This is a genomic window from Pseudomonas sp. AN3A02, from assembly GCF_011765255.1.
Lineage (GTDB): Bacteria > Pseudomonadota > Gammaproteobacteria > Pseudomonadales > Pseudomonadaceae > Aquipseudomonas.
This window is the reverse complement of the sequence record NZ_JAARNI010000008.1, coordinates 134,493-157,654: the sequence shown is the minus strand read 5'-3', so window position 1 is coordinate 157,654 and position 23,162 is coordinate 134,493. Positions and strand designations below refer to the sequence as shown.

The following is a 23,162-nucleotide window of genomic DNA, read 5'->3' as shown; positions in this document are numbered from 1 at the left end:
CTACAATCCCCGACTTTTCACCCGGGCATGGATGCCGTTTGGCCCATTTGGTCACGAGAAGTCCCATGCTCACCGGTAGTTATTCCCACGCCCTGGTCCTGATTTCCCTGTTCGTCGCGATCCTCGCGTCCTATACCGCGCTGGACATGACCGGGCGCATTGCCACGGCCAAAGGCCGCGCCGTCTACCTGTGGATTATCGGCGGTGCGCTGGCAATGGGCGTGGGCATCTGGTCGATGCACTTTATCGGTATGCTCGCCTTTCGCCTGCCTATCAGCCTGGGCTACGACATCGGCATCACCCTGCTGTCACTGCTGATCGCTGTCCTTTCCAGTGGCTTTGCCTTGTGGCTGGTGAGCCAGCCGCGTTTGCCAGCCTGGCAACTGGCATTTGGCGCGCTGATCATGGGCGCAGGCATCAGCGCGATGCATTACACCGGCATGGCCGCGATGCGCATGACGCCCGGCATTGACTATGACCCTACGCTGTTCACCGGCTCCTTGCTGATTGCCGTCGGAGCCTCGGCGGCCGCGTTGTGGATCGCCTTCAACCTGCGGCGCAACACGCCGTATGTGCGCCTGGCCCGGGGTGGCGCGGCGATGGTGATGGGCGTGGCCATTGTCGGCATGCACTACACCGGCATGGCCGCCGCGCGTTTCGCCGATGGCAGTTTTTGCGGCGCAGCCTTGACCGGCCTGAGCGGCAAGGGCCTGGATAACCTGGTGCTGGTGACCACCCTGGCGGTGTTGATCATCGCGCTGCTGACCTCGCTGGCCGATGCCCGCCTGGAAGCCCGTACCGCCGTGTTGGCGGACTCCCTGACCCAGGCCAACCAGGAACTCACCCACCTGGCCCTGCACGACATGCTCACCGGCTTGCCCAATCGCACCTTGCTCGCCGACCGGATTCAACAGGCGATACAGCGGGTGAACGAGGAGGGCGGTTGCTTCGCGCTGATGTTTATCGACCTCGACGGTTTCAAGCCGGTGAACGACGCCTTCGGTCACCACATGGGCGACCAGTTGTTGCAAGAGGTCGGCCTGCGCCTGCGGGAAGACTTGCGCAGCCAGGACACCTTGGCCCGCATCGGCGGTGACGAGTTTGTCTTGCTGGTGCAGTTGACCCAGCCCGACGACGCGCTGCGCCTGGCCGAGCGCCAGGTGGGCTTGATCAACCAGTCTTTCCGGGTAGCCGAGCACGAGTTGAAAATCTCCGCGAGCATCGGCATTGCGCTGTTCCCGGGCAACGGCGCCACGCCTCAGGAACTGCTGATGAACGCCGACGCGGCGATGTATCACGCCAAGGGCATGGGCAAGAACGGCTACAGCTTTTTCGATGTGTCGATGAACACCAATGCACGCAAACAACTGCAACTGCTGCAGGACTTGCGCAACGCGGTGGAGCATGAGCAGTTCCAGCTGTATTACCAGCCCAAGTTCGACGCTATCAGCGGCCGCCCGGTCGGCGCCGAAGCACTGTTGCGCTGGGAACACCCGCAACAAGGCTTGCTGCTGCCGGACAAGTTTATCGAGCTGGCGGAAAAGACCGGGCTGATCATCCCCATCGGCGAATGGGTGCTCAATGAAGCCTGCCGCCAGATGCAGGTGTGGTACGCCCAGGGCTATCACGACTGGCGCATCGCCGTGAACCTGTCGGCCTTGCAGTTCTGCCACGCCGGGCTGGTCAAGAGTGTCGCCAATGCCCTGGAGCGCCACCGGTTGCCAGCCAACAGCCTGACCCTGGAAATCACCGAGACCACTGCCATGAGCGACGCCGATGCGAGCATGACGGTGTTGCAGAAGCTCTCGGACATGGGCGTCGACCTGTCCATCGACGACTTTGGTACCGGCTATTCGAGCCTGATGTACCTCAAGCGCCTGCCGGCCAATGAGCTGAAAATCGACCGCGGGTTTGTACGCGACCTGGAGCACGACAGCGACGATGCCGCCATCGTCTCGGCCATCGTCGCCCTCGGCCAGGCCTTGGGCCTGCGGATCGTTGCCGAAGGGGTGGAGACCGATGTACAGCAGAGTTTCCTGACACGCCTGGGTTGTGATTCCCTGCAAGGTTATCTGCTGGGCCACCCGCTGCCGGCGGACAAGTTCATGATGGACATTGAAAAAGCCAGCGCCGAAGTGGTCGACACCCACGCCTTGAGTGGCGGCCAGACCTGTTAATTCTGACAGTAGCGACCGTGATACTGCGGGTATAGAGTCGATTCCAGGAAGCTGACCTGGGATCCATATGCCTGCGCTCATCACCGGTACTTTCACGCCGACAGGTTCGATGCTCGAACCCCGCTATTTCCACAACTGTGTGCGTATTGCCGACCAAGGTGTGTTGGTGATTGCGGGGGCAGGTCCCGGCGAGGCTTCAGGCTTGCGTTTCGATCAGCTGGCGCCTGGCACACCCGGTCGTTCATCTGCCACCCGCACCATGGCCAGCGTGGAGTTCTACCATCAGGCATCAGGGCAGTGGTCGACGGTTGCGCCGCTGCCCTTTTCTCGAGGTGCCAGTGGTGCGGTGGTGCTGCAGTCGGGCATCGTGCTGTTGACGGCCGGGAGCGAGGGTGGCCAGTCGATCAGCGACGCGCAGTTGTATAACGTTTCAACCAACCGCTGGACGCCAACGGGAGCCCTGCACACGCCTCGTTTCGGCCATACCGGCACGCTGCTCGCGTCAGGAAACGTCTTGGTGGTCGGCGGCAATAATCTGCAGTCAGGCGGCGGGCAGGTGCAAGACAGCGTTGAATGCTACGACCCGCTCACCGGCCATTGGCAGCGTAAAGCCTGGCTCCCTGTGGATGCCATGAATCACACCGCGACGTTGCTGTCGACGGGCGAGGTCCTGGTGGTCGGAGGCTATTCCGGCATGCAGAACGCCGCGCTGCCCCGGGCCTTTCTGTATGACCCTACCACCCACCGCTGGACTGAACGGCGGCCTTTGCCCGCGCCCCGTATGCAGCACACGGCTACTCTGTTGGCCGACGGCCGGGTGTTGATCTGCGGCGGTGCTGCCGAACCTTTTGGCCCGGCGCAAGACCTGGCCTTTATCTACGACCCGGTCCGGAACAGCTGGGACCGGACACTCATGTGTGTTCCGCGCAAAGAGCACAGCGCGACCCGTCTGGTGACCGGAGAAGTCCTGGTGGTGGGCGCCAGCAGCCTCTCCCAACCGGAACACGCGGCGACGGCTGAGCTGTACGACCCACGGTCCGCACAATGGTCGCTGACCGCGCCGCTCCAGCCCGGGCGTTTCGGGCATAGCGCATGCTGCCTTTCGACGGGGCAGGTGCTGATCGCGGGTGGTTCGAGGGCCACCCCGCATCCGGCGCCGCTGTCCAATGCCGAGCTTTTTACATTGGCGTGATCGACAGCGTCTCCCCGGGTTGACCTGAGCCCATGCAAAACCTGCCGGTCGCAGGTAGTATTGGATCCAACAGCTCACGTTGAATCAGGAGACCTTACACATGGACAAAGTCGTCATCATCACCGGTGGCAGCCGTGGGATCGGCGCCGCCACGGCGTTGCTGGCCGCTGCCCAGGGCTATCGTATCTGCATCAATTACCAGGCCGACGAAGACGCCGCCCACCGGGTACTTGAGCAAGTGCGCGCCCTCGGCGCACAGGCCATTGCGGTGCGGGCCGATGTCAGCATCGAAGACGAAGTGATCGGCCTGTTCCACCGTGTTGATACCGAGCTGGGCCGGGTGACGGCACTGGTGAACAACGCCGGTACCGTAGGGCACAAGTCGCGGGTCGATGAAATGTCCGAGTTCCGCATCCTGAAGACGCTCAAGACCAATGTGTTGGGGCCGATCCTCTGCGCCAAGCACGCGCTGCTGCGCATGTCGCCCAAACATGGCGGGCAGGGCGGCAGCATCGTCAACGTGTCGTCGGCCGCCGCGCGCCTGGGGGCGCCGGGGGAGTATGTGGATTACGCCGCGTCCAAGGGCGCATTGGACACCTTCACACTCGGGCTTTCCAAGGAGGTGGCGGGTGAGGGGATCCGGGTCAATGGCGTGCGTCCAGGTTTCATCTTCACCGAGTTCCACGCGCTGAGCGGCGACCCTGACCGAGTCAGCAAGCTGGAACCGGGGATTCCCATGGCCCGTGGCGGGCGTGCCGAAGAAGTCGCGGAAGGGATTATCTGGCTGCTGTCGGACAAGGCGTCCTATGCCACCGGAACCTTTATTGACCTGGCAGGTGGTCGATAACGTCATAGCGCCTGTGCGGGCGCCATCGCGGGCAAGCCCGGCTCCCACAGAGATACGCGATCCATTGTGGGAGCCGGGCTTGTCCGCGATGACGTCAGTTGTCTTCAAGCAGCCTGTCAAAACGAACGCACAATCTTCCCCAGCGTCTCCATGGCCTTCTCACACGACTCGTCCCACGGGCTGCCGTAATTCAAGCGAATGCAGTTCCTGAAGCGCTGTGTCGGCGAAAAGATCGGCCCCGGTGCGATGCTGATGCCCTGGGCCAGGGCCATCTGGAACAGCTTCAACGAGTCGGTCTGCTCCGGCAATTCCAGCCACAGGAAGTAACCGCCAGCGGGCTGGCTGACCCGTGTCTGCGCCGGAAAGTAACGGGCGATGGCCGCGAGCATGGCGCTCTGCTGCTCCTCCAGCGCATAGCGCAACTTGCGCAGGTGCCTATCGTAGCCGCCGTGTTGCAGGTAATCGGCAATCGCCGCCTGGGCCGGCATCGATGCACACAGCGACGTCATCAACTTCAACCGCTCGATCTTCTGCGCATAACGCCCGGCGGCCACCCAGCCTATGCGGTAACCCGGGGCCAGGCTTTTGGCGAACGAGCCGCAATGCATCACCAGGCCTTCGGTGTCGAACGCCTTGGCCGGTTTCGGCGCTTGTTGGCCGTAGTACAACTCGGCGTACACGTCGTCTTCGATCAGCGGCACCTGGTGGCTGCGCAGCAACTCCACCAGCTCCTGCTTCTTGGCCTCGGGCATGGTCGCGCCCATCGGGTTCTGGAAGCTGGTCATGCACCAGCAGGCCTTGATCGGGTAACGCTCCAGGCTTTGCGCCAGCACCTTGAGGTCAATGCCATCGCGCGGGTGCACGGGGATTTCCACCGCCTTGAGCTTCAGGCGTTCGAGGATTTGCAGGCTGGCATAAAACGCCGGGGCTTCGATGGCTACCAGGTCGCCCGGTTCGGTCACGGCTTGCAGGCACAGGTTAAGCGCCTCGAGCGCACCGTTGGTGATCAACAGTTCTTCCATTGGCAGCATCAGCCCGCCAACCATGTAGCGCAGGGCGATTTGCCGGCGCAGTTGCGGGTTGCCTGGCGACATGTCGGTGACCACCATGCGCGGGTCCATTTCCCGGCTGGCGCTGGCCAGGGAGCGGGCCAGGCGTGGCAAGGGGAACAGCGTCGGGCTGGGGAAGGCCGAGCCGAAGGGCACGGTTTGCGGGTCCTTGATGGAGTCGAGCACCGAGAACACCAGCTCGCTCACGTCCACTTCGGTGGATTCGTGCACATGAGCACTCACCACCGGCTCGGAGAACGGGCTCGGCGCATGGGTATTGACGAAGTACCCGGAGCGCGGCCGGGCGCGGATCAGCCCGCGACGTTCCAGCAGGTAGTAGGCCTGGAACACCGTGGACGGGCTGACCCCGTAGGTCTGGCTGGCATAGCGTACCGAAGGCACGCGCTGGCCGGGGCCGAGGACGCCGGAGCGAATCAGTTCTGCGATGTCGTCGGCGAATTTTTCGTAGCGTTTCATTGAGTCTCAGTGCTTTGAACAGATTTTGCTGGTTGAACACAGATCAAATGTGGGAGCTGGCAAGCCAGCTCCCACATTTGATCTCCAGTGTTGCTGAAAGCTCGGGTTCAGCGATTCAATGGCGCCACAAACCGGCTGTCCGCCGCGCTGTAGATCCACGGTTCATCCACGTCCGTGACCTTGAAGCGGATGGTCTGTGAACTGCTGGCCGGCTTGTCTGCCGTCATCGCCACCGACACCGGCACATCGGTAATTTCCCCCGGCGCCAGGCTGATGTCCGTCTTGCCCTGCAACTGGAAGCCATCGCCGTCTATCAGCTCCAGGCGGTAATCCTGGCGCTGCTGGGTCTTGTTGATGACCTTGAGGCTGTAGATGTTCTCGATCAAGCCTTCACTGTTTTCGCGAAACATCCCACGGTCTTTGGTCACGTCCAGCGACACCATCGGGCGCGCCACCAGGGCCACCACCAGCGCGCCGATCATCACCAGCAGCACGGCACTGTAGCCGATCAGCCGTGGCCTGAGCAGATGGGTCTTGCCACCTTGCAACTGATGCTCCGAGGTATAGCTGACCAGGCCGCGGGCATAGCCCATCTTGTCCATGATCGAATCACAGGCATCGATACACGCGGCGCAGCCGATGCATTCCATTTGCAGGCCGTCACGGATGTCGATGCCGGTGGGGCACACCTGCACGCACAGCTGGCAGTCAATGCAGTCGCCCAGGCCGACGTCCGCCGGTTGCACGTCACGTTTGCGTGGGCCACGGTTTTCGCCACGGGCCACGTCGTAGGAAATGGTCAGGGTGTCTTTGTCGAACATCACACTCTGGAACCGCGCATACGGGCACATGTGCATGCACACCGCTTCCCGCAGCCAGCCGGCGTTGATGTAGGTGGCGCCGGTGAAAAACAGCACCCAGAACAGGCTGACGCCGCCCATTTGCCAGGTCAGCAGTTCCACGGCCAGCGGCCGGATCGGCGTGAAATAGCCGACAAACGTCAGCCCGGTCAGCACGCTGATACCCAGCCATAGCGTGTGCTTGGCCGAGCGCCGTGCCAGCTTGTTCAAGCCCCAGGGCGCGGCTTGCAGCTTGATGCGCTGGTTTCGCTCGCCTTCAGTGACCTTTTCGCACCACATGAACAGCCAGGTAAACGAGCTTTGCGGGCAGGTATAGCCGCACCACACCCGCCCTGCGAACACGGTGATCGCAAACAGGCCGAATGCGCAGATGATCAACAGCGCCGACAGCAGGATGAAATCCTGGGGCCAGAAGGTCGCACCGAAGATGTGGAATTTACTTTCAGCCAAGTCCCACAGCACCGCTTGCCGGCCGCCCCAGTTCAGCCACACGGTGCCGAAAAACGCCAGGAACAGAAAGCCTGCGCCCACCACACGCAAGGTGCGAAACAGGCCGGTAAAACTGCGGGTATGAATCAGGTTGTCGCTGGATTTGGCCTTCATCTTCTTTGGATGTGCAGGCTCAAACACTTCTACGGTTCGGACGGGGATTCTATCGCTCATGGTCTTTCGCTCATCAGCCTCCATCAGGCAGATGAACTATGCCGGGCGCTCTGTTTGCATAACAGACTCAGCTATGGCGATAAAAAGCGGATCAGATGGCCCGGCGGTGACGCCCTGCGACAATGTGCTGCACCCTGTGGCGCGTGGGGTGCAGCGCTTTTCAGGCAGTGATGATCCAGGTCAATCAAATCACCGAATCACCGTCGGTGGCCTTCAAATGCTTACGGCCGTCGGTGGCGCCTGCTACGGTCAATGCGTCGGCTTCTGCTTCGGTGATGTAGATCCGCTCGCCGTTCAACTCAACGGCCGACATGGATTTGGCGCTGTCGGTAATCACGGTGACATCGGTGGCGGCTAGGCTTCTTTCTTCACCGCTTTCGTCGACCTTGAAGTAACAGGTCTGGTTTTCGATACGTACGGGCATGGTGCTGTCCTTTTCCTGGGGTACTCAAGGTTAGGCGTTGCCCGTGGATGAATGGTTCTGCGCAACTGACTGACGGTCGGCGCTGTCCATTTCGTATCTACCCATGAAAAGGACACGTCCATGGACGCGTGGTGGCATGAAGTCTGGCAAACCCTGCAAACGGAATTTGCCGACATCGGCGATGCCCGGCAACTGACACAAGTCACGGTGCGGTTGCTGATCGCGGCGATTCTCGGCGGCATCCTCGGTTTTGAGCGCGAACACAAAGGCAAGGCGGCCGGGGTGCGCACCCACATGTTAGTGGCCATAGGCGCCGCGCTGTTCGTGCTGGTGCCGAGCATGTCGGGCTCCCAGGCTGATGCCATGAGCCGCGTGCTGCAAGGCGTGATCGCGGGTATCGGGTTTCTGGGTGCCGGTACCATCCTCAAGGGCAAGGAAGATGAAGAAGGCCACGTCAAAGGCCTGACCACCGCGGCTGGCCTGTGGATGACCGCCGCCATTGGCGTGGCGGCGGGGATGGGGCGCGAGTCCACTGCCGTGCTCAGCACCTTGCTGGCGTTGGCGGTGTTCAATGTGATGCCAAGGATCGTGCGCCTGTTCGAGAAGGACTAGACGATGACGGGCGGCATCGTCGTCGGTGGCTCCTCCACCGGCGGTGGCTGTGTCCCTGGCGGTTCCTGCTCGGGAATCGGGTCGGGCTCTGTAGGTGGCAATGTCGGTTTATCGATGTTCGGGTCAGGCGTTTCAGCCGGGATCGGGATATTCATCGGTGTGGCCTCCTTTGTGCTTTGCTCTATCGGTGGACAATCGCCCGGTGGATTTGATTCCCCGCCCGATGGCGTTACATCCACCTGAACTTTTCAATCGCCAGCATGCTCGGAACCTATACGGCCCTGCTCAGGGAGAGCACTGCCGTTTCAGAATTTGGATCAAGCGCAAGAGCGTCCACTGGGCGTTAAGGGGAGATGCTCGATGACTGCTGAAACACTGACCCAAGACGATTCAACCTCCACATTACCGCTGTCCCAGGCACTGTTGCTGCCAAGGATTGCGATTGAAAGCACCACTCCGGTTATCGATGGCGGCGCGTTTGCGGTCAAGGCTGTAGTGGGCCAGCGGGTCCAGGTTGCCAGCAAGGTGTTCGCTGACGGCCACGACAAGCTGGCAGTGCTGATCCGCTGGCGCCCGCTGAGCGAAGAAAGCTGGCACAGCGTGGTGATGACCGATGTCGGCAACAACGGCTGGGAAGGGGCGTTCACCGTGACCGCCCAGGGGCCGCATGAGTATTGCATCGAGGCCTGGATCGACACGTTCGCCAGCTTCCGCTACGAATTAAGCAAGAAACACGAGGCCGGGGTACCGGTCAGCCTGGAGCTGCAGGAAGGCCGCAGCCAGGTCTTGCAAGCCGCCGAACGCAGTGACAACGAACTGCGCGACCGCCTGATGCTGCTGCACCACGAACTCTCCGGCCTGTTGGAAACCGAGCAAATCGCGCTGTTTCTGCACGAAGACAGTGCACATTTGATGACCCAGGCCGATCACCGCGCCTATTTGAGCATCAGCCCGGTATTCCCGATTGACGTGGAACGCGAAGCCGCGCAGTTCGCCAGCTGGTATGAGCTGTTTCCCCGCTCGATCACCGACGATCCGGCGCGCCACGGCACCTTTAACGACGTGCACTCACGTTTGTCGATGATCCATGACATGGGTTTTGACGTGCTGTACTTCCCGCCGATCCATCCCATCGGCCGCAGCCACCGCAAGGGCAAGAACAACTCCCTGACTGCCGGGCCCGATGATCCGGGTAGCCCGTATGCCATCGGCAGCGAAGAGGGTGGCCACGAGGCGATCCACTCGCAGCTCGGCACCCGTGAAGACTTCCGCAACCTGGTCAAGGCCGCCGCCGACCATGGCCTGGAAATCGCCCTGGATTTCGCGATCCAGTGTTCCCAGGACCACCCATGGCTCAAGCAGCATCCGGGCTGGTTCAACTGGCGGCCCGACGGCACGATCAAATACGCCGAGAACCCGCCGAAGAAATACCAGGACATCGTCAACGTCGACTTCTACGCGGCGGATGCGATTCCCAGCCTGTGGATCGAGTTGCGCGACATCGTGGTCGGTTGGGTGGAAGAGGGCGTGAAGACCTTTCGCGTCGACAATCCCCACACCAAGCCGCTGCCGTTCTGGCAATGGCTGATCAGCGATGTGCGCTCCAAGTACCCGGACGTGATCTTCCTGGCTGAAGCGTTCACCACCCCGGCGATGATGGCGCGGTTGGGCAAGGTCGGTTACTCCCAGAGCTACACCTACTTCACCTGGCGCAACACCAAGGCCGAGTTGAGTGAGTACCTGAGCCAATTGAACGAGTCGCCGTGGCGCGAGTGCTTCCGGCCGAACTTCTTCGTTAACACGCCGGACATCAACCCGGGCTTCCTGCATGAATCCGGCCGCGCGGGCTTCTTGATCCGCGCCGCGCTGGCCACCATGGGCTCGGGCCTGTGGGGCATGTATTCCGGTTTTGAACTGTGCGAAGCGGCCCCCGTGCCCGGCAAGGAAGAGTACCTCGACTCGGAAAAGTACGAGATCCGCCCGCGAGACTTCACAGCCCCCGGCAACATCATTGCCGAGATCGCCCAGCTCAACCGCATACGCCGGCAAAACCCGGCCTTGCAGACGCATCTGGGGCTGAAACTCTACAACGCGTGGAACGACAACATCCTGTACTTCGGCAAGCGCAGTGAGGACGGCAGCAACTTCATTCTGGTGGCCGTGAGTCTCGACCCGTTCAACGCCCAGGAGGCCAATTTCGAATTGCCGCTGTGGGAGATGGGCCTGCCGGACGACGCCCAGACCCAAGGCGAAGACTTGATGACCGGCCACCGCTGGACCTGGTACGGCAAGACCCAATGGATGCGCATCGAACCGTGGCATCAGCCGTTTGGCATCTGGCGCATTACCGTTTCCTGAAGCTGATCTCCAATCCAAAGGAGATCTAATGTGGGAGCTGGCTTGCCTGCGATAGCGGTGTGTCAGTGCAGATGATACTGGCTGTTCCACCGCTATCGCAGGCAAGCCCGCTCCCACATTGACCGAGTTCCTTCAGGCAGAATTTTTCGAATTTCCAGGAGTTTCCAATGGCGAAGAAACCCAAGGCTGCCACCTTTATCAAAGACCCGCTCTGGTACAAGGACGCGGTGATTTATCAGGTTCACGTCAAATCCTATTTCGACTCCAACAACGACGGCATCGGTGACTTTCCCGGGCTGATCGCCAAGCTTGACTACATCGCCGACCTCGGCGTGAACACCATCTGGCTGCTGCCGTTCTATCCCTCGCCACGCCGTGATGATGGCTACGACATCGCCGAGTACCGTGGCGTGCACAGCGACTACGGAACCATGGCCGACGCCAAGCGCTTTATCGCCGAAGCCCACAAACGCGGGTTGCGGGTCATCACCGAACTGGTGATCAACCACACGTCGGACCAGCACCCGTGGTTTCAGCGCGCTCGCAAGGCCAAGCCGGGTTCGGCAGCGCGGGACTTCTACGTGTGGTCCGATGACGACCAGAAATACGACGGCACCCGCATCATTTTCCTCGACACCGAAAAGTCCAACTGGACCTGGGACCCGGTCGCCGGCCAATACTTCTGGCACCGCTTCTATTCCCACCAGCCGGACCTCAACTTCGACAACCCGCAGGTCATGAAAGCCGTGCTGTCGGTGATGCGCTACTGGCTCGACATGGGCATCGACGGCCTGCGCCTGGATGCCATCCCGTACCTGATCGAACGCGACGGCACCAACAACGAAAACCTCCCGGAAACCCACGATCTGCTCAAGCAGATTCGCGCCGAGATCGACGCCAACTACCCCGACCGCATGCTCCTGGCCGAAGCCAACCAATGGCCGGAAGACACCCAGCTGTACTTCGGGGACAAAAAGGGCGATGACGGCGACGAATGCCACATGGCGTTCCACTTCCCGCTGATGCCGCGCATGTACATGGCGCTGGCCCAGGAAGACCGTTTTCCGATTACCGACATCCTGCGCCAGACCCCGGAGATCCCGGCCAATTGCCAATGGGCAATTTTCCTGCGCAACCACGATGAACTGACCCTGGAAATGGTCACCGACAAAGAGCGCGACTACCTCTGGAACTACTACGCCGCCGACCGCCGTGCGCGCATCAACCTGGGGATTCGCCGGCGCCTGGCGCCGTTGATGGAGCGTGACCGCCGCCGCATCGAGTTGCTCAACAGCCTGCTGCTGTCGATGCCTGGCACGCCGACCCTGTACTACGGCGATGAAATCGGCATGGGCGACAACATCTACCTCGGCGACCGCGACGGCGTGCGCACGCCGATGCAATGGTCCATCGACCGCAACGGCGGCTTCTCCCGCGCCGACCCGGCCAGCCTGGTATTGCCGCCGATCATGGACCCTCAATACGGCTACCAGTCGGTCAACGTCGAAACCCAGACCCAGGACCCGCACTCGTTGCTGAACTGGACCCGACGCATGCTCGCCGTGCGTAAACAGTCCAAGGCTTTCGGTCGCGGCAGCCTGAAAATGCTCTCGCCCACCAACCGCCGCATCCTGGCGTATACCCGCGAATTCGTGGGCGCCGATGGCAAGAATGAAATCATCCTCTGCGTGGCCAACGTTTCCCGCAGCGCCCAGGCCGCCGAACTCGATCTTTCAGCGTTTGCCGGCATGGTCCCGGTGGAGATGCTCGGCGGCAACGCCTTCCCGCCCATTGGCCAGCTGAATTTCCTGCTGACGCTGGCACCGTACGGCTTCTATTGGTTCGTGCTTGCGGCGGAAAACCAGATGCCGAGCTGGCATGTGGAGCCGGCGCAAAGCATCCCGGACTTCACCACCCTGGTGCTGAAGAAACGCATGGAAGAACTGCTCGAAGCACCGTGCCGCACCACCCTGGAACAAAATGCCTTGCCCGTGTGGCTGCCCAAGCGCCGCTGGTTTGCCAGCAAGGACACGGCAATCGATGCCGTGCACATCGCTTACGGCGTGCGCTTTGGCGACCCGCAGCATCCGGTGTTGCTCAGTGAAATCGAAGTCACCAGTGCCGGGCAGGTCAGCCGCTATCAGCTGCCGTTCGGCTTCCTCGGCGAAGACCAGTTCACCAGCGCCTTGCCGCAACAACTGGCGCTTGCCCGTGTGCGGCGAGTGCGTCAGGTGGGCTTGGTGACCGATGCCTTCAGCCTCGACACCTACATCCGCGGCGTGATCCAAGGCCTGCAGGCCAAAACCGTCCTCGACTCCACCGATGGCGAGATTCGCTTCGAGCCCACGGCGCAGTTGGCCAAACTGGAATTGAACGACGAGTCGGAAGTGCGCTACCTCGCCGCCGAACAGTCCAACAGCTCAGTGGTGGTGGGCGGCAGCCTGGTGCTCAAGTTGATTCGCAAAGTCAGCGCCGGGGTCCACCCGGAACTGGAAATGGGCGCCTACCTGACCGAAGCTGGCTACGAACATATCTCGCCGCTGCTGGGTTCGGTGATTCGCCATGACGCCGATGGCCAGGACAACCTGCTGATGATTGCCCAGGGTTATCTCAGCAACCAGGGCGACGCCTGGGGCTGGACCCAGAACAACCTGGAACGGGCGATTCGCGACGAACTGGCCGAAGCCATCTCCGAGCAGGAACAGCACTACAACGCCCTCGGTGAACTGGCGGATTTTGCCGGCTTGCTCGGCCAGCGCCTTGGTGAAATGCATCAAGTGCTGGCAGCACCGACCGCCAACAAGGCCTTCAAGCCCGAGGTTACGTCCCTCAAGGACAGCCAGGGCTGGGCCAAGCATGTGCGCGCACAAATTGACCGTGCGTTGCAGTTGCTTAAGCAGCATCAAACCAAGTTGAACCCTGCCGATCAGGCATTGGTCAGTGCTTTACTGGATCAGAAAAAGGCCATCGCCAGTTACGTTCAGGACCTGGCGAAAGCCACGGTGGGCGGGTTGCGCATTCGCGTGCATGGCGACCTGCACCTGGGCCAGGTACTGGTGGTGAAAGGTGATGCCTACCTGATCGACTTCGAGGGCGAACCGGCGCGGCCGCTGCATGAACGTCGCGGCAAACACAGCCCGTACAAGGATGTGAGCGGGGTGCTACGGTCGTTTGATTACGCGGCGGCCATGGCGGTGAATGTGCAGGGGGTCGATCAGTCGCCTGAGGCCAATGCGTCGCGGCAACGGGTCGCGGATCGCTACTTGCATGAAGCCAGGCAGGCATTTATCCAGGCCTATCACGCTGCCACGACTACACTGGCCCATGACTGGCAGGATGCCAAAGGCCAGGACGCAGCGCTGGCGTTGTTCAGCCTGGAGAAGGCCGCGTACGAAGTGGCCTACGAAGCAGAGAATCGCCCAAGCTGGTTACCAGTGCCGTTGCAAGGTTTGCACGGGCTGCTCAGCGGGCTGAAACCATTATCGAAAACTGCACGCGGTGGGGAGTCGTCATGAGTTTTACAAGCAAAGAACCGCTGCAGCCAAAGTTGAGTGTGATGCCAGCGTCCAAGGACATCGAGGCGTTGGTGCGCGCAGAGCACCATGACCCGTTCTCGATCCTTGGGCCCCACGATGACGAGCAGGGCGGCCAGTTCATTCGCGCCTTCCTGCCGGAAGCCTTGAGTGTCCAGGTGCTGGCCCGTGACAGCGGCGAGCACATCGGCAGCCTCGATGCGACCCAGGTGCCCGGCTTGTTTGTCGGCCATTTCGGCAGCCGCCAGGCATACCTGCTGAAAATCCAGTGGGCCGGTGGCGAGCAGGTCACCGAAGACCCTTACAGCTTCCAGCAACTGCTGTTGGGCGAAATGGACCTGTACCTGTTCGCCGAAGGCAATCACCGCGACCTGAGCAGTTGCCTCGGCGCACAAGTGACCAGCGTCGACGGCGTCGAGGGCGTGCGCTTTGCCGTATGGGCACCGAATGCCCGCCGCGTGTCGGTGGTGGGCGACTTCAACATCTGGGACGGGCGCCGCCATCCAATGCGCCTGCGCCATCCGTCCGGGGTCTGGGAAATCTTCATCCCGGGCCTGCAACCGGGCGCGGCTTACAAGTACGAAATTCTGGGTGCCCACGGGATCCTGCCGCTCAAGGCCGACCCCATGGCCCTGGCCACGCAGATGCCGCCGGATACCGCGTCCAAAGTCGCTCCGCCGCTGCAAGTCGACTGGCAGGACCATGACTGGATGCAATCGCGCGGCGAGCGGCAAAAACCCAGCGCGCCGCTGTCGATCTACGAGTTGCATGCGGGTTCCTGGCAGTGCGAACTGGACGAAGTCGGCGAAGTGTCGCGCCAGTACAGTTGGCGCGAGCTGACCGAGCGCTTGATTCCGTACGTGCAGCAGTTGGGCTTCACCCATATCGAACTGATGCCGATCATGGAGCACCCGTTTGGCGGTTCCTGGGGCTATCAGGCGCTGTCGCAATTTGCGCCCACGGCGCGTTTCGGCTCGCCGGAGGATTTCGCGTACTTCGTCAATGCCTGCCACCAGGCCGACATCGGCGTGATCCTCGATTGGGTGCCGGCGCATTTTCCCACCGACACCCATGGCCTGGCGCAATTCGACGGCACCGCGCTTTACGAATACGCCAACCCGCTGGAAGGCTTCCACCAGGATTGGGACACCCTGATCTACAACCTAGGGCGCACCGAAGTCCATGGCTTCATGCTGGCGTCGGCGCTGCACTGGCTCAAGCACTTCCATATCGACGGCCTGCGAGTGGATGCCGTGGCGTCGATGCTGTATCGCGACTATTCGCGCAAGGCCGGTGAATGGGTGCCGAACCGCCACGGAGGTCGTGAAAATCTCGAAGCCATCGACTTCCTGCGTCACCTCAACGACGTGGTCGCCCTGGAAGCCCCAGGCGCACTGGTGATCGCCGAGGAATCCACCGCATGGCCCGGCGTAAGCCAGCCGACCCAACAGGGCGGCCTGGGTTTCAACTACAAATGGAACATGGGCTGGATGCACGATTCGCTGCACTACATCCAGCAAGACCCGGTGTACCGCGCCCACCATCACAACGAGCTGAGTTTCGGCCTGGTGTATGCCTGGTCCGAGCGTTTTATCCTGCCGATTTCCCACGATGAAGTGGTGCACGGCAAACACTCGCTGATCGACAAGATGCCCGGGGACCGCTGGCAGAAGTTTGCCAACCTGCGGGCTTATCTGAGCTTCATGTGGATGCATCCGGGCAAGAAGCTGCTGTTCATGGGCTGCGAGTTCGGCCAATGGCGCGAGTGGAACCACGATCAGCAACTGGACTGGTACCTGCTGCAATACCCTGAACACCGGGGCGTGCAGAAACTGGTGGGTGACCTCAACCGCCTGTACCGCGAAGAACCCGCACTGCACGACCAGGACGACGCGCCACAGGGCTTCCAGTGGCTGATCGGCGACGACGCGATCAACAGCGTCTACGCCTGGCTGCGCTGGAGCAAGGACGGCAGGCCGGTGCTGGTGGTGGCCAACTTCACGCCGGTGCCACGCGAGGCCTACAAGGTCGGCGTGCCATTTGCCGGGCGCTGGAGCGAAGTGATCAACAGCGATGCCGACACTTATGCCGGTTCCAACTTTGGCAACGGTGGCGGGGCGTTTACGGAGGACGAGCCCAAGCATGGGCAGCCGTTGTCGCTGTCGCTGAACCTGCCGCCATTGGGCGTGCTGATCCTGCGACCGGAAGCCTGACACGCCTCTTGTAGGAGCGAGCTTGCTCGCGAAGACCGTTAACGATAACGCGGCTAATCTGGATGAGCGCGGTGTCTTGATGTTTTTCGCGAGCAAGCTCGCTCCTACAGTTTAGAAGTCGACCCTTATGCCAATCGTACCCTTGCGCCCATTCAGCTGATTGCTGTCCAGATTGCTGTTGTACCCCACCTCGCCATACACACTGACCGTGCTCGATACCTGCAGCGTCGTCCCGGTGCTGATGTCCAGCGTGGTGGACTTTTGTTCGGTGTTGATGTCCGTGCTGTCATTGAACGTGACGGTGTTATTCCCCGCGCTGGCGTGCCACACGTTGGTACGCACATAAGGCAGCAGGGGCATGCCGCTCACGCTGTAGCTGCCCTTGAGGCGAATACCAAGGCGGGTGACGATGTTAGTGTCGGCGCTGAATGAGACATCTGAAATCCCGTCATTCTGGCTGTCCAGATAGCTACGATCGACAATCACCTGGGCCTGCGGCTCAACCTCCCAGTGTTCAGACACCGCAAACGGCATTCCCACCTCCACGGACCCCAGTACGTTGTGGCCCTTGGTCGGCAGTTTGAGGCCCCGGTCGGATTCACTGTGGCCATCGAACCGTGTACCCATCAGCACGAAATCGATATAGGCGCGGTTGGCGCCGATGAGCGTCCAATACGCGCCCAAGCTGTCACCGCGCAGGGTGGTGTTGCCGGCGTCCTTGCCTTGAAAACCGCTATTGAATCCCGCCACATTGCCCGTCAGGCGGCTGTGGCCGACAAAGAATCCGAAGCGTTGGGTCAGGCCAGCGTCGTCGGTCCAGGCATACAGGTCAGTGCCAACCTGGAAACCGGATATCGAGCTGTCCAGTGATGGGCTGACGGTACCGGCGAATGATTGCCGCGTGCTGCTGCCATACACCCGGCCCCAACCTGCCGCTAAAGCGCCAGGTTGCCGTTGCAGGCTTTGGTCACCCATGCGTTCGTGGTAGGTGCCCAGCATGCCTTGGACCATCTGTTGTACGGCGGGAAACAGCACGGCGTACACCGGGACTTCCGGGCGATAGATCGGTATCGGTTCTTCGCCTGGGAAAATCCCCGGAAGGTCCGGCGTGCCATCGGCCGGGACGGGTGGGAGGATGCCCACTGGGTCGTCAGGATCCTCAGGGTCAACAGGGTTGGGCAGCGGCGGCGCCACCACTGCGGATCGCAGGAACCAGTTTTGCCCGGTGCCCGGCGTCACGCCACCTTTGAACAGGTAGTACTCGTAGGCGCCTGCGGAAACGGCACCACCGCGCAGGGTAAACGCCAGGTCGCTGCTCGTGGCACCGTTAAGCGCCTCAACCACCTGGATGCCGTTTTGCCGGGTCATGGCGCCGGGGCCGGCAAGGTTGGTGACCGTGACGGTGGTGCCGCCTTGCAGCGTGCCCTGGCTCACCACCAGCTTGTCACTGGCCGAACCGTCGGCGCCGAGCACCGATTGCAGCGCCAGTTCGCCGCCATTGCCGGTGTAGTTGCCGTTGACGGTCAGGCTATCGGTCGCGCTGGAGCTGCCGGTGGTCATGTCGATCAGGCCACCGTTGTTCAGGTTGGCTTGCTGCCCGGCCGTGAAGGGGCTGATGCTGCCCTGTGTTACCTGCAGGGCGGCGCTGCCAAAAATGTTCATCGTTCCGGTGGCCGTAGCGCTGTCACCGAGCTTGAAGTCGCCACCCAGGGTCAGGCGCGAATTGTTGTCCAGGTTGACCGTTTCCCAGTTGATATAGCGGGTTGGCGTGGCGGATTGGGTGTTGTCGAAGGTCAGGGTGTCATTACCCAAACCACCGTCCAGCTGCGGTGTAGAGGCCAGGGTGGTTTCTGTCAGGTTGTGCAGGAAACCCTTGTCAGCGCCTTCGCCCATGAGGATTTCCTTATGGATCAGGCCACCGCCTTCCCAACTGAACTCATCGTCGCCAAAACTGGCGAGGATCTGCCCATCTATCTCACCGCCGCTGACTTTGATGATGTCGTTGCCGCCGCTGACGCTGATATTGCCACCGACGGTTCCTCCGGAAACCAGGATGGTATCGTTTCCGAAGCCGGTGACCAGATTGCCAAAGATTTCTCCCCCCCTCAGGTCGAACAGGTTGTTGTCGAGCTTCATGTCGACCCGTCCGATGCTGCCACCGGTCATCAGCGCAATATCGCCGTCTTCAAACGCACCGATGATCTTTCCGCTGCTCATGGTGAACTCGTCATGACCGTCGCCCTGAGCCAATGAGGTGACGTTACCACCGCTCTGGAAGTACTGATCGACCCCATCACCCTGGGAGATTGCACCGGAACTGCCCCCGCTGATTTGCGCGATATCACGGCCTGAGCCTTGAGTCACTGTGCCGGAGATATTGCCATTGAACAGCTGGAAGATATTTCTTCCGTCGCCTTGGTTGATCGCGCCATTGATCGCGCCGGAATCCATCGTGACCCGATCATCACCCGCGCCATAGGTCACGTTACCGACGATGATGCCGGTGCCACCGACGGGGAACTCCAGGACGTTGCTTCCTTGTAAATCCGTCAGCGTGCCGGCACTGCCATCGCGGCAAAGGGTGTTGTCGTCGCCAGCGGTTATGACCAGCGTACAGGCAGCCTGCGCGGGGAGGGGCCAATTGAGCAACAGCGTCGTCACGCTGCAGACGCCCAGATACGTCACTGATGAAAACCGTGTGCTCATGATTCGCCCTCCCTGCAAGCCGGTATTCCAAGCTAGCCACACAGAGAGAGCGTTCGCTACTGTCAGAAGTTACAGGTATAGACGAGTGGGTGCGCCTACAAAAATACAATCTCATACGGCTCGCGCATGCGCTCCAGCAGCACTTGAGCCAGATTCGGCGCCAGGCCAATTTCCGGGTCGCCCGCCAATTGGCTGGCATAGGCGTGGGCAGCATGCAGCTTGCGGGCGACGCTCCAGGTGTCGAGCCGGACTTTGCGTGCGCGCTGCCAGGGGATTGCCGAGGTCTCTCGCGCGGGCCAATGCCAGGCCCAGATCGGCAGTTCATTCAGGTGCACGCCTTTGAGCGCACAGGCTTTGGCAGCGGCGCGGCCGACGGCGTCATGGTCGTCATTGCCGTCGTTGCGCCAGGTCGTGAACACCACGTCGCCGGGTTGCAGGTAGCGGGCGATGAACTGGCTCATCTGCTGTTCCCGCACCGCCAGGGCGTTGTCGGCAAAGCCGCCGCGAATCCATTTCAGGCTGTGCAGGGGCACCCCCAGGCGGCGCAGGGCTTCCACACTTTCCTGGGGCCGCACCACGCTCAAGCGTTTCGCCGGCCACACGCTGGACCCCGGGTGGCTGGCGCTGCCGTCGGTAATCGAGATTAGTTGCAGAGGATATTCAAGGGTGCTGAGCAATTGCAGCAGACCGCCACAGGCGATCACTTCGTCGCCGGGATGCGGAGCGATGACCACCACGCGAGCGCCGGCAGGTACCAGGGTTGCGGGATTGATGGCAGGGATTTGCGCGAGTTGCGGGGCGCTGTTCCAGATTTGCGCGGGGCCCCGGCGGTTGTCACTTAACAGTGCAGGCTTCATGAGTGTCACGTCCTTGTTCATCGGTGGTGCAGGCCGTACCCCGTTGACGGGACGGCTCTTGTGGGACGCGAGCGTCATCCAATGCACGCTCGCGGCGCTACGGCGTTCCAACCCTGGATTGCCGTGCAAGGAATAGTGATGATAGTTATGAATCGCCGCTTTAACACCGCCGAGTGTCGCAATTTTTTCAGGAGGCTTGCATCAGGCTCTTCAGGTAGTCACCGAAGCCGCCCTGTGCGCGGCAATCCAGGCGGGCGCTGGTAATCACCTGGGGCGAGTGACTCCAGGCAATGGAAGCCCCGCAGCGCTCCAGTTGGCGTACCAGCTCCACGTCTTCATGGCAGGGCAACGGCTCAAAACCGCCGGCCCGCACGTACGCACCCGCGCTGATCCCCAGGTTGGCACCGTGAATATGCCGATGCCCGTCCCGGGCCTCATAGGCCTGGTGATAGCGAATTTGCGCCGCCGGGTCGAAGTCTTCGCTCCAGGCATCCACCGTCACCGTGCCACACACCGCATCCACACCCAGGGCCAGTTGCGCCACCAGCCAATCGGGGGCGACGCGGCTGTCGGCGTCAGTGCAGGAAATCCAGCGCGCGCCATTGTTGAGCAAGTGCCGCGCACCCACGCCACGCACGTGGCCCACGTTACGCGCCTGCACTTCCAGGGTTTGTACCTGGTATTCGCGGGCGATCATCGCGCTGCGATCGCTGCAACTGTCGAGCACCGTAAGAATCTGCACCTCTTCACCCAGCAGACCTGGATGACTGGCCGCGACCATTGCGGCTTTCAGGCATTCAGGCAGCAGTTTTTCCTCGTTATGCACGGGTATCAGGATGCCGATCATCGCAGTCCCTCCAGGGTGGCGGCCGTAGTGCCGTCCCGGCTCCACAGGTCCAGTAGAAAATCGCTTTCGTGATGCTGCACCAGGTGTGGCATGTCGAGTCGCTGGGCAAGGCGCGCGTGTACCTGTTCGGCTGTCTGCGGGCAACCGTCGATGGGCGGGCGCCAATGGCAGGCGAGGATTTGTCCGTCAGGCGTCAGGCAGGCCAGGGCGCGATCGATCAGCCCGTCAAAGTCCTTCGGGTCCAGGTAGTAACACAGCTCGCTGAGCACGATCAGCTCGAAGGTCTCGCTGGGCCATTGCTCGGGCAGGCGGCTCTGCTGCACGGTGGCGTGGCTGAAGCCGCGCAGCCGCGCCTGTGCCAGGCTGACCGCCGCTTGCGCCGTGTCACAGCACAGCAGGCGGTCACAGCGCGGGGCCAGCTCGAAGCTCAGCTCCCCGTTGGCGCAGCCAGGCTCGAAAATCGAGGCGTAGCGGGGCCGGGTCAGCAGGGCCAGGGTCAGGGCCCGCTTGCGCCGCTCGTACCAGCGTTGGCGAAAGGCCCAAGGGTCGTCGTTGCCGGCAAACAGCTCATCGAAGTAGGGGGTGGCGACGCTCATACAAACACCACTTCAAAGGGCTGCAACAGGCGCTCCAGCACATAAGGTGCGAGCACCGGCGGCAGGCCGATCTGCGGGTCGCCCTCCAACTGGCTGGCGAACGCATGGATTGCATGCCGTTTACGGGCCACGGCTTCAGGTGTCAGGAGGATTTTGCGAGCGCGATCCCAAGGCACCTGGCTGTCTTCCGGGGTTGCCCAATGCCAGGTCCATACGGGCAGCTCCAGCAAGGTTGCGCCCACGGCCCGGGTCGCCTTGGCACTGGCGCGGCCCACGGCCTCGTGGTCGCAATGGCCGTCTTCGCGCCAGGTGGTGAAGACCACGTCGCCGGGCTTGAGGTAGCGTTCGATGAAGCGGCCCAGGTCTTCTTCGCCCGCGGCGACCTGGCTGTCGCTGAACCCGGCCCGCAACCATTTGAGGCTGTGCAATGGCAACCCCAGTCGGTGCAGGGCCTGCGCCGACTCTTGCGGGCGCACCACGCTCAGGCGTTCCACCGGCCAGCGGCGTGACCCGGGATGACTGGCGCTGCCGTCGGTGACGGAGATCAGCAGGATGGGCCGGTCCAGCGCGGCAAGGCCTTGCAACAGGCCGCCGCAGCCAAGGACTTCGTCGTCCGGATGCGGGGCGATGATCACGGCGCGGCTGCCCTCAGGCACCAGTTCGGCAATGTCCACGCAAGGCAGCTCGGCCAGTCGCGACGAGCTTTGCCACAGGTGCAAGGGAGTGCCCTGGCCGACGATTGGATTGATCTTCATAGTTCCCATCTCCCTGGGCGCTCTTCGGCGACCTGTTGACCAAGGGCGGCCAGGTCGCGCTCGGCGTGACTTTGCCGCAGGTACACCGGCAAGTCGGCCATCAACTGAGCAAAATGCGGGTCTTTGCAATACGGCCCGGCTCCCAGTGCTCGGCCGACATGGTGAATCACCTGGTCGACGGTTTCTTCAATGCAGGCCCGTGCCTGTTGTGCCAATAGCCGGGCATCGGCCTTGGGCTGCCGGTCGATGTGGTTGGCGCTGTCGCGCAGCACACAGGCCGCACTGTGCAAGGCGCTGTCGACGCTGCCAAGGTGAGCCAGGGCGTGGGGCTCCGGGCGTTTTGCGCACTGCTCGCGCAAAGCCTCAGCCAAGCGTTGTGCCGCGCCGTACCAGCAGGCGGCGATCCCGATGCCGCCTTGCCAGAAGCCCGGGCGGGCCAAGTAGTCTCCGGGCTTGCCGATCGCCAGGCCAACGGCGTCGCTGAACAGCACTTCAACACTGCCGGTCTCCGCCATGCCCACGGCGGCCCAGCCGTCATCGGTGACCGTCACGCCCGGCTGGTGCATTTCCACCGCAACCAGTTGCTGGCGATCCTCTTCGTCCCACGCCGTCAGTAACCCGTGGCTGACCACCGCGGCGCCCGAGCACCAAGCCTTGCGGCCCTCCAGCCGCACACGCTGGCCGTCACGCCGGATCCGCACCTTCGCGGTTGGCGGCTCGGCGGCCCACATGCCCCACGTACTGCCAACAGGCGGCATGGGGCTGTCGAGTTCAGCGATGATCGCCAGGGCGTCAGTGTGGCCTTCAAACAATTTGCACAGCCGCAGGTCATGGCCGGCGACTTGCGCCAGCCGGCTGAAGCGTTCCAGGGTTTGCCCGCTGCCCGGCAAGGGCAGTTGGTCCAGGCCTTCCTCCACCAAAGCCCTCAGCGCAGCGCCAAGGGCCTGGGTGTCCGGGTAATCCCGGTAGCCGCGAAGAAATTCATGCAAGGCCATG

The 23,162-nt window shown here is 62.1% G+C and carries 17 protein-coding genes; 7 read left to right on the top strand and 10 right to left on the bottom strand.

All coding sequences use genetic code 11. The features are described 5' to 3' along the window. The first annotated feature begins 65 nt into the window (after positions 1-65). The 3 genes from HBJ59_RS24340 to HBJ59_RS24330 all read left to right on the top strand — a co-directional run bounded on the left by HBJ59_RS24340 (position 66) and on the right by HBJ59_RS24330 (position 4,216). A complete protein-coding gene (locus tag HBJ59_RS24340; protein ID WP_167664998.1) occupies positions 66-2,177 on the top strand; it encodes a bifunctional diguanylate cyclase/phosphodiesterase in 2,112 nt (703 codons plus the stop codon). A gap of 67 nt (positions 2,178-2,244) precedes the next feature. Further along, positions 2,245-3,369, top strand: a complete 1,125-nt coding sequence (locus HBJ59_RS24335; RefSeq protein ID WP_167664997.1) for a kelch repeat-containing protein — start codon at positions 2,245-2,247, stop codon at positions 3,367-3,369. A gap of 100 nt (positions 3,370-3,469) precedes the next feature. Next, entirely contained in the window at positions 3,470-4,216 is a 747-nt protein-coding gene (locus tag HBJ59_RS24330; RefSeq protein ID WP_076013874.1) for an SDR family oxidoreductase, read from the top strand. 116 nt (positions 4,217-4,332) lie between these two features. On the opposite strand, the gene mapR is transcribed toward HBJ59_RS24330, so the two are convergent. The 3 genes from mapR to HBJ59_RS24315 form a co-directional block, all read right to left on the bottom strand. Then, positions 4,333-5,742 carry a GntR family transcriptional regulator MpaR gene (gene mapR, locus HBJ59_RS24325; protein WP_076013875.1) on the bottom strand — a complete coding sequence of 470 codons (1,410 nt, stop codon included), beginning with the start codon at positions 5,740-5,742 and terminating at the stop codon, positions 4,333-4,335. Positions 5,743-5,849: 107 nt separating this feature from the next. Continuing rightward, entirely contained in the window at positions 5,850-7,265 is a 1,416-nt protein-coding gene (ccoG, locus tag HBJ59_RS24320) for a cytochrome c oxidase accessory protein CcoG (protein WP_076013876.1), read from the bottom strand. Positions 7,266-7,449: 184 nt separating this feature from the next. Next, positions 7,450-7,689: a DUF3203 family protein gene (locus HBJ59_RS24315; RefSeq protein WP_167664996.1), complete on the bottom strand. Its 240-nt coding sequence runs from the start codon at positions 7,687-7,689 to the stop codon at positions 7,450-7,452. Between the two features lie 120 nt (positions 7,690-7,809). Here HBJ59_RS24315 and HBJ59_RS24310 point away from each other — a divergent pair, with 120 nt between their 5' ends. Then, positions 7,810-8,301, top strand: coding sequence for an MgtC/SapB family protein (locus HBJ59_RS24310; protein ID WP_076013878.1), 492 nt, complete (start codon positions 7,810-7,812; stop codon positions 8,299-8,301). Here HBJ59_RS24310 and HBJ59_RS24305 read toward each other — a convergent pair. Then, a complete protein-coding gene (locus HBJ59_RS24305) occupies positions 8,298-8,456 on the bottom strand; it encodes a hypothetical protein (protein WP_167664995.1) in 159 nt (52 codons plus the stop codon). The genes HBJ59_RS24310 and HBJ59_RS24305 overlap by 4 nt on opposite strands. Before the next feature lie 205 nt (positions 8,457-8,661). On the opposite strand from HBJ59_RS24305, the gene HBJ59_RS24300 reads away from it, so the two are divergent. The 3 genes from HBJ59_RS24300 (at position 8,662) to glgB (ending at position 16,405) form a co-directional block, all read left to right on the top strand. Continuing rightward, complete coding sequence (locus HBJ59_RS24300) at positions 8,662-10,659, top strand: alpha-1,4-glucan--maltose-1-phosphate maltosyltransferase (RefSeq protein ID WP_167664994.1); 1,998 nt, start codon at positions 8,662-8,664, stop codon at positions 10,657-10,659. Between the two features lie 167 nt (positions 10,660-10,826). Then, on the top strand, positions 10,827-14,174 hold the full coding sequence (gene treS, locus HBJ59_RS24295) for a maltose alpha-D-glucosyltransferase (RefSeq protein WP_167664993.1): 3,348 nt from the start codon (positions 10,827-10,829) through the stop codon (positions 14,172-14,174). Further along, positions 14,171-16,405 carry a 1,4-alpha-glucan branching protein GlgB gene (gene glgB / locus HBJ59_RS24290; RefSeq protein ID WP_076013881.1) on the top strand — a complete coding sequence of 745 codons (2,235 nt, stop codon included), beginning with the start codon at positions 14,171-14,173 and terminating at the stop codon, positions 16,403-16,405. Before treS ends, glgB begins: the two co-directional genes overlap by 4 nt. A 111-nt stretch (positions 16,406-16,516) precedes the next feature. Here glgB and HBJ59_RS24285 read toward each other — a convergent pair whose 3' ends face one another. The 6 genes from HBJ59_RS24285 to HBJ59_RS24260 all read right to left on the bottom strand — a co-directional run bounded on the left by HBJ59_RS24285 (position 16,517) and on the right by HBJ59_RS24260 (position 23,161). After that, positions 16,517-19,111: an autotransporter outer membrane beta-barrel domain-containing protein gene (locus HBJ59_RS24285; protein ID WP_167664992.1), complete on the bottom strand. Its 2,595-nt coding sequence runs from the start codon at positions 19,109-19,111 to the stop codon at positions 16,517-16,519. A 95-nt stretch (positions 19,112-19,206) separates the two neighbouring features. After that, positions 19,207-19,968, bottom strand: coding sequence for a PIG-L deacetylase family protein (locus HBJ59_RS24280; protein ID WP_076013883.1), 762 nt, complete (start codon positions 19,966-19,968; stop codon positions 19,207-19,209). Between the two features lie 187 nt (positions 19,969-20,155). Then, positions 20,156-20,815 (bottom strand): glycosyltransferase family 2 protein, encoded by a 660-nt coding sequence (locus tag HBJ59_RS24275; RefSeq protein ID WP_167664991.1) that lies wholly within the window; start codon positions 20,813-20,815, stop codon positions 20,156-20,158. Then, a complete protein-coding gene (locus HBJ59_RS24270) occupies positions 20,812-21,411 on the bottom strand; it encodes an SAM-dependent methyltransferase (protein WP_167664990.1) in 600 nt (199 codons plus the stop codon). Before HBJ59_RS24270 ends, HBJ59_RS24275 begins: the two co-directional genes overlap by 4 nt. Further along, positions 21,408-22,166 carry a PIG-L deacetylase family protein gene (locus HBJ59_RS24265; protein ID WP_167664989.1) on the bottom strand — a complete coding sequence of 253 codons (759 nt, stop codon included), beginning with the start codon at positions 22,164-22,166 and terminating at the stop codon, positions 21,408-21,410. Before HBJ59_RS24265 ends, HBJ59_RS24270 begins: the two co-directional genes overlap by 4 nt. After that, positions 22,163-23,161 carry an acyl-CoA dehydrogenase family protein gene (locus HBJ59_RS24260; protein ID WP_167664988.1) on the bottom strand — a complete coding sequence of 333 codons (999 nt, stop codon included), beginning with the start codon at positions 23,159-23,161 and terminating at the stop codon, positions 22,163-22,165. The genes HBJ59_RS24265 and HBJ59_RS24260 overlap by 4 nt, the downstream gene beginning before the upstream one ends. Position 23,162: the final 1 nt, after the last annotated feature.

Excerpts from the sequence above, each read along its gene's own strand:
- HBJ59_RS24340 (WP_167664998.1), top strand. The coding sequence starts at position 66 with ATGCTCACCGGTAGTTATTCCCACGCCCTGGTCCTGATTTCCCTGTTC.
- HBJ59_RS24335 (WP_167664997.1), top strand. The coding sequence starts at position 2,245 with ATGCCTGCGCTCATCACCGGTACTTTCACGCCGACAGGTTCGATGCTC.
- HBJ59_RS24330 (WP_076013874.1), top strand. The coding sequence starts at position 3,470 with ATGGACAAAGTCGTCATCATCACCGGTGGCAGCCGTGGGATCGGCGCC.
- mapR (WP_076013875.1), bottom strand. The coding sequence starts at position 5,742 with ATGAAACGCTACGAAAAATTCGCCGACGACATCGCAGAACTGATTCGC.
- ccoG (WP_076013876.1), bottom strand. The coding sequence starts at position 7,265 with ATGAGCGATAGAATCCCCGTCCGAACCGTAGAAGTGTTTGAGCCTGCA.
- HBJ59_RS24315 (WP_167664996.1), bottom strand. The coding sequence starts at position 7,689 with ATGCCCGTACGTATCGAAAACCAGACCTGTTACTTCAAGGTCGACGAA.
- HBJ59_RS24310 (WP_076013878.1), top strand. The coding sequence starts at position 7,810 with ATGGACGCGTGGTGGCATGAAGTCTGGCAAACCCTGCAAACGGAATTT.
- HBJ59_RS24305 (WP_167664995.1), bottom strand. The coding sequence starts at position 8,456 with ATGAATATCCCGATCCCGGCTGAAACGCCTGACCCGAACATCGATAAA.
- HBJ59_RS24300 (WP_167664994.1), top strand. The coding sequence starts at position 8,662 with ATGACTGCTGAAACACTGACCCAAGACGATTCAACCTCCACATTACCG.
- treS (WP_167664993.1), top strand. The coding sequence starts at position 10,827 with ATGGCGAAGAAACCCAAGGCTGCCACCTTTATCAAAGACCCGCTCTGG.
- glgB (WP_076013881.1), top strand. The coding sequence starts at position 14,171 with ATGAGTTTTACAAGCAAAGAACCGCTGCAGCCAAAGTTGAGTGTGATG.
- HBJ59_RS24285 (WP_167664992.1), bottom strand. The coding sequence starts at position 19,111 with ATGAGCACACGGTTTTCATCAGTGACGTATCTGGGCGTCTGCAGCGTG.
- HBJ59_RS24280 (WP_076013883.1), bottom strand. The coding sequence starts at position 19,968 with ATGAAGCCTGCACTGTTAAGTGACAACCGCCGGGGCCCCGCGCAAATC.
- HBJ59_RS24275 (WP_167664991.1), bottom strand. The coding sequence starts at position 20,815 with ATGATCGGCATCCTGATACCCGTGCATAACGAGGAAAAACTGCTGCCT.
- HBJ59_RS24270 (WP_167664990.1), bottom strand. The coding sequence starts at position 21,411 with ATGAGCGTCGCCACCCCCTACTTCGATGAGCTGTTTGCCGGCAACGAC.
- HBJ59_RS24265 (WP_167664989.1), bottom strand. The coding sequence starts at position 22,166 with ATGAAGATCAATCCAATCGTCGGCCAGGGCACTCCCTTGCACCTGTGG.
- HBJ59_RS24260 (WP_167664988.1), bottom strand. The coding sequence starts at position 23,161 with ATGGCCTTGCATGAATTTCTTCGCGGCTACCGGGATTACCCGGACACC.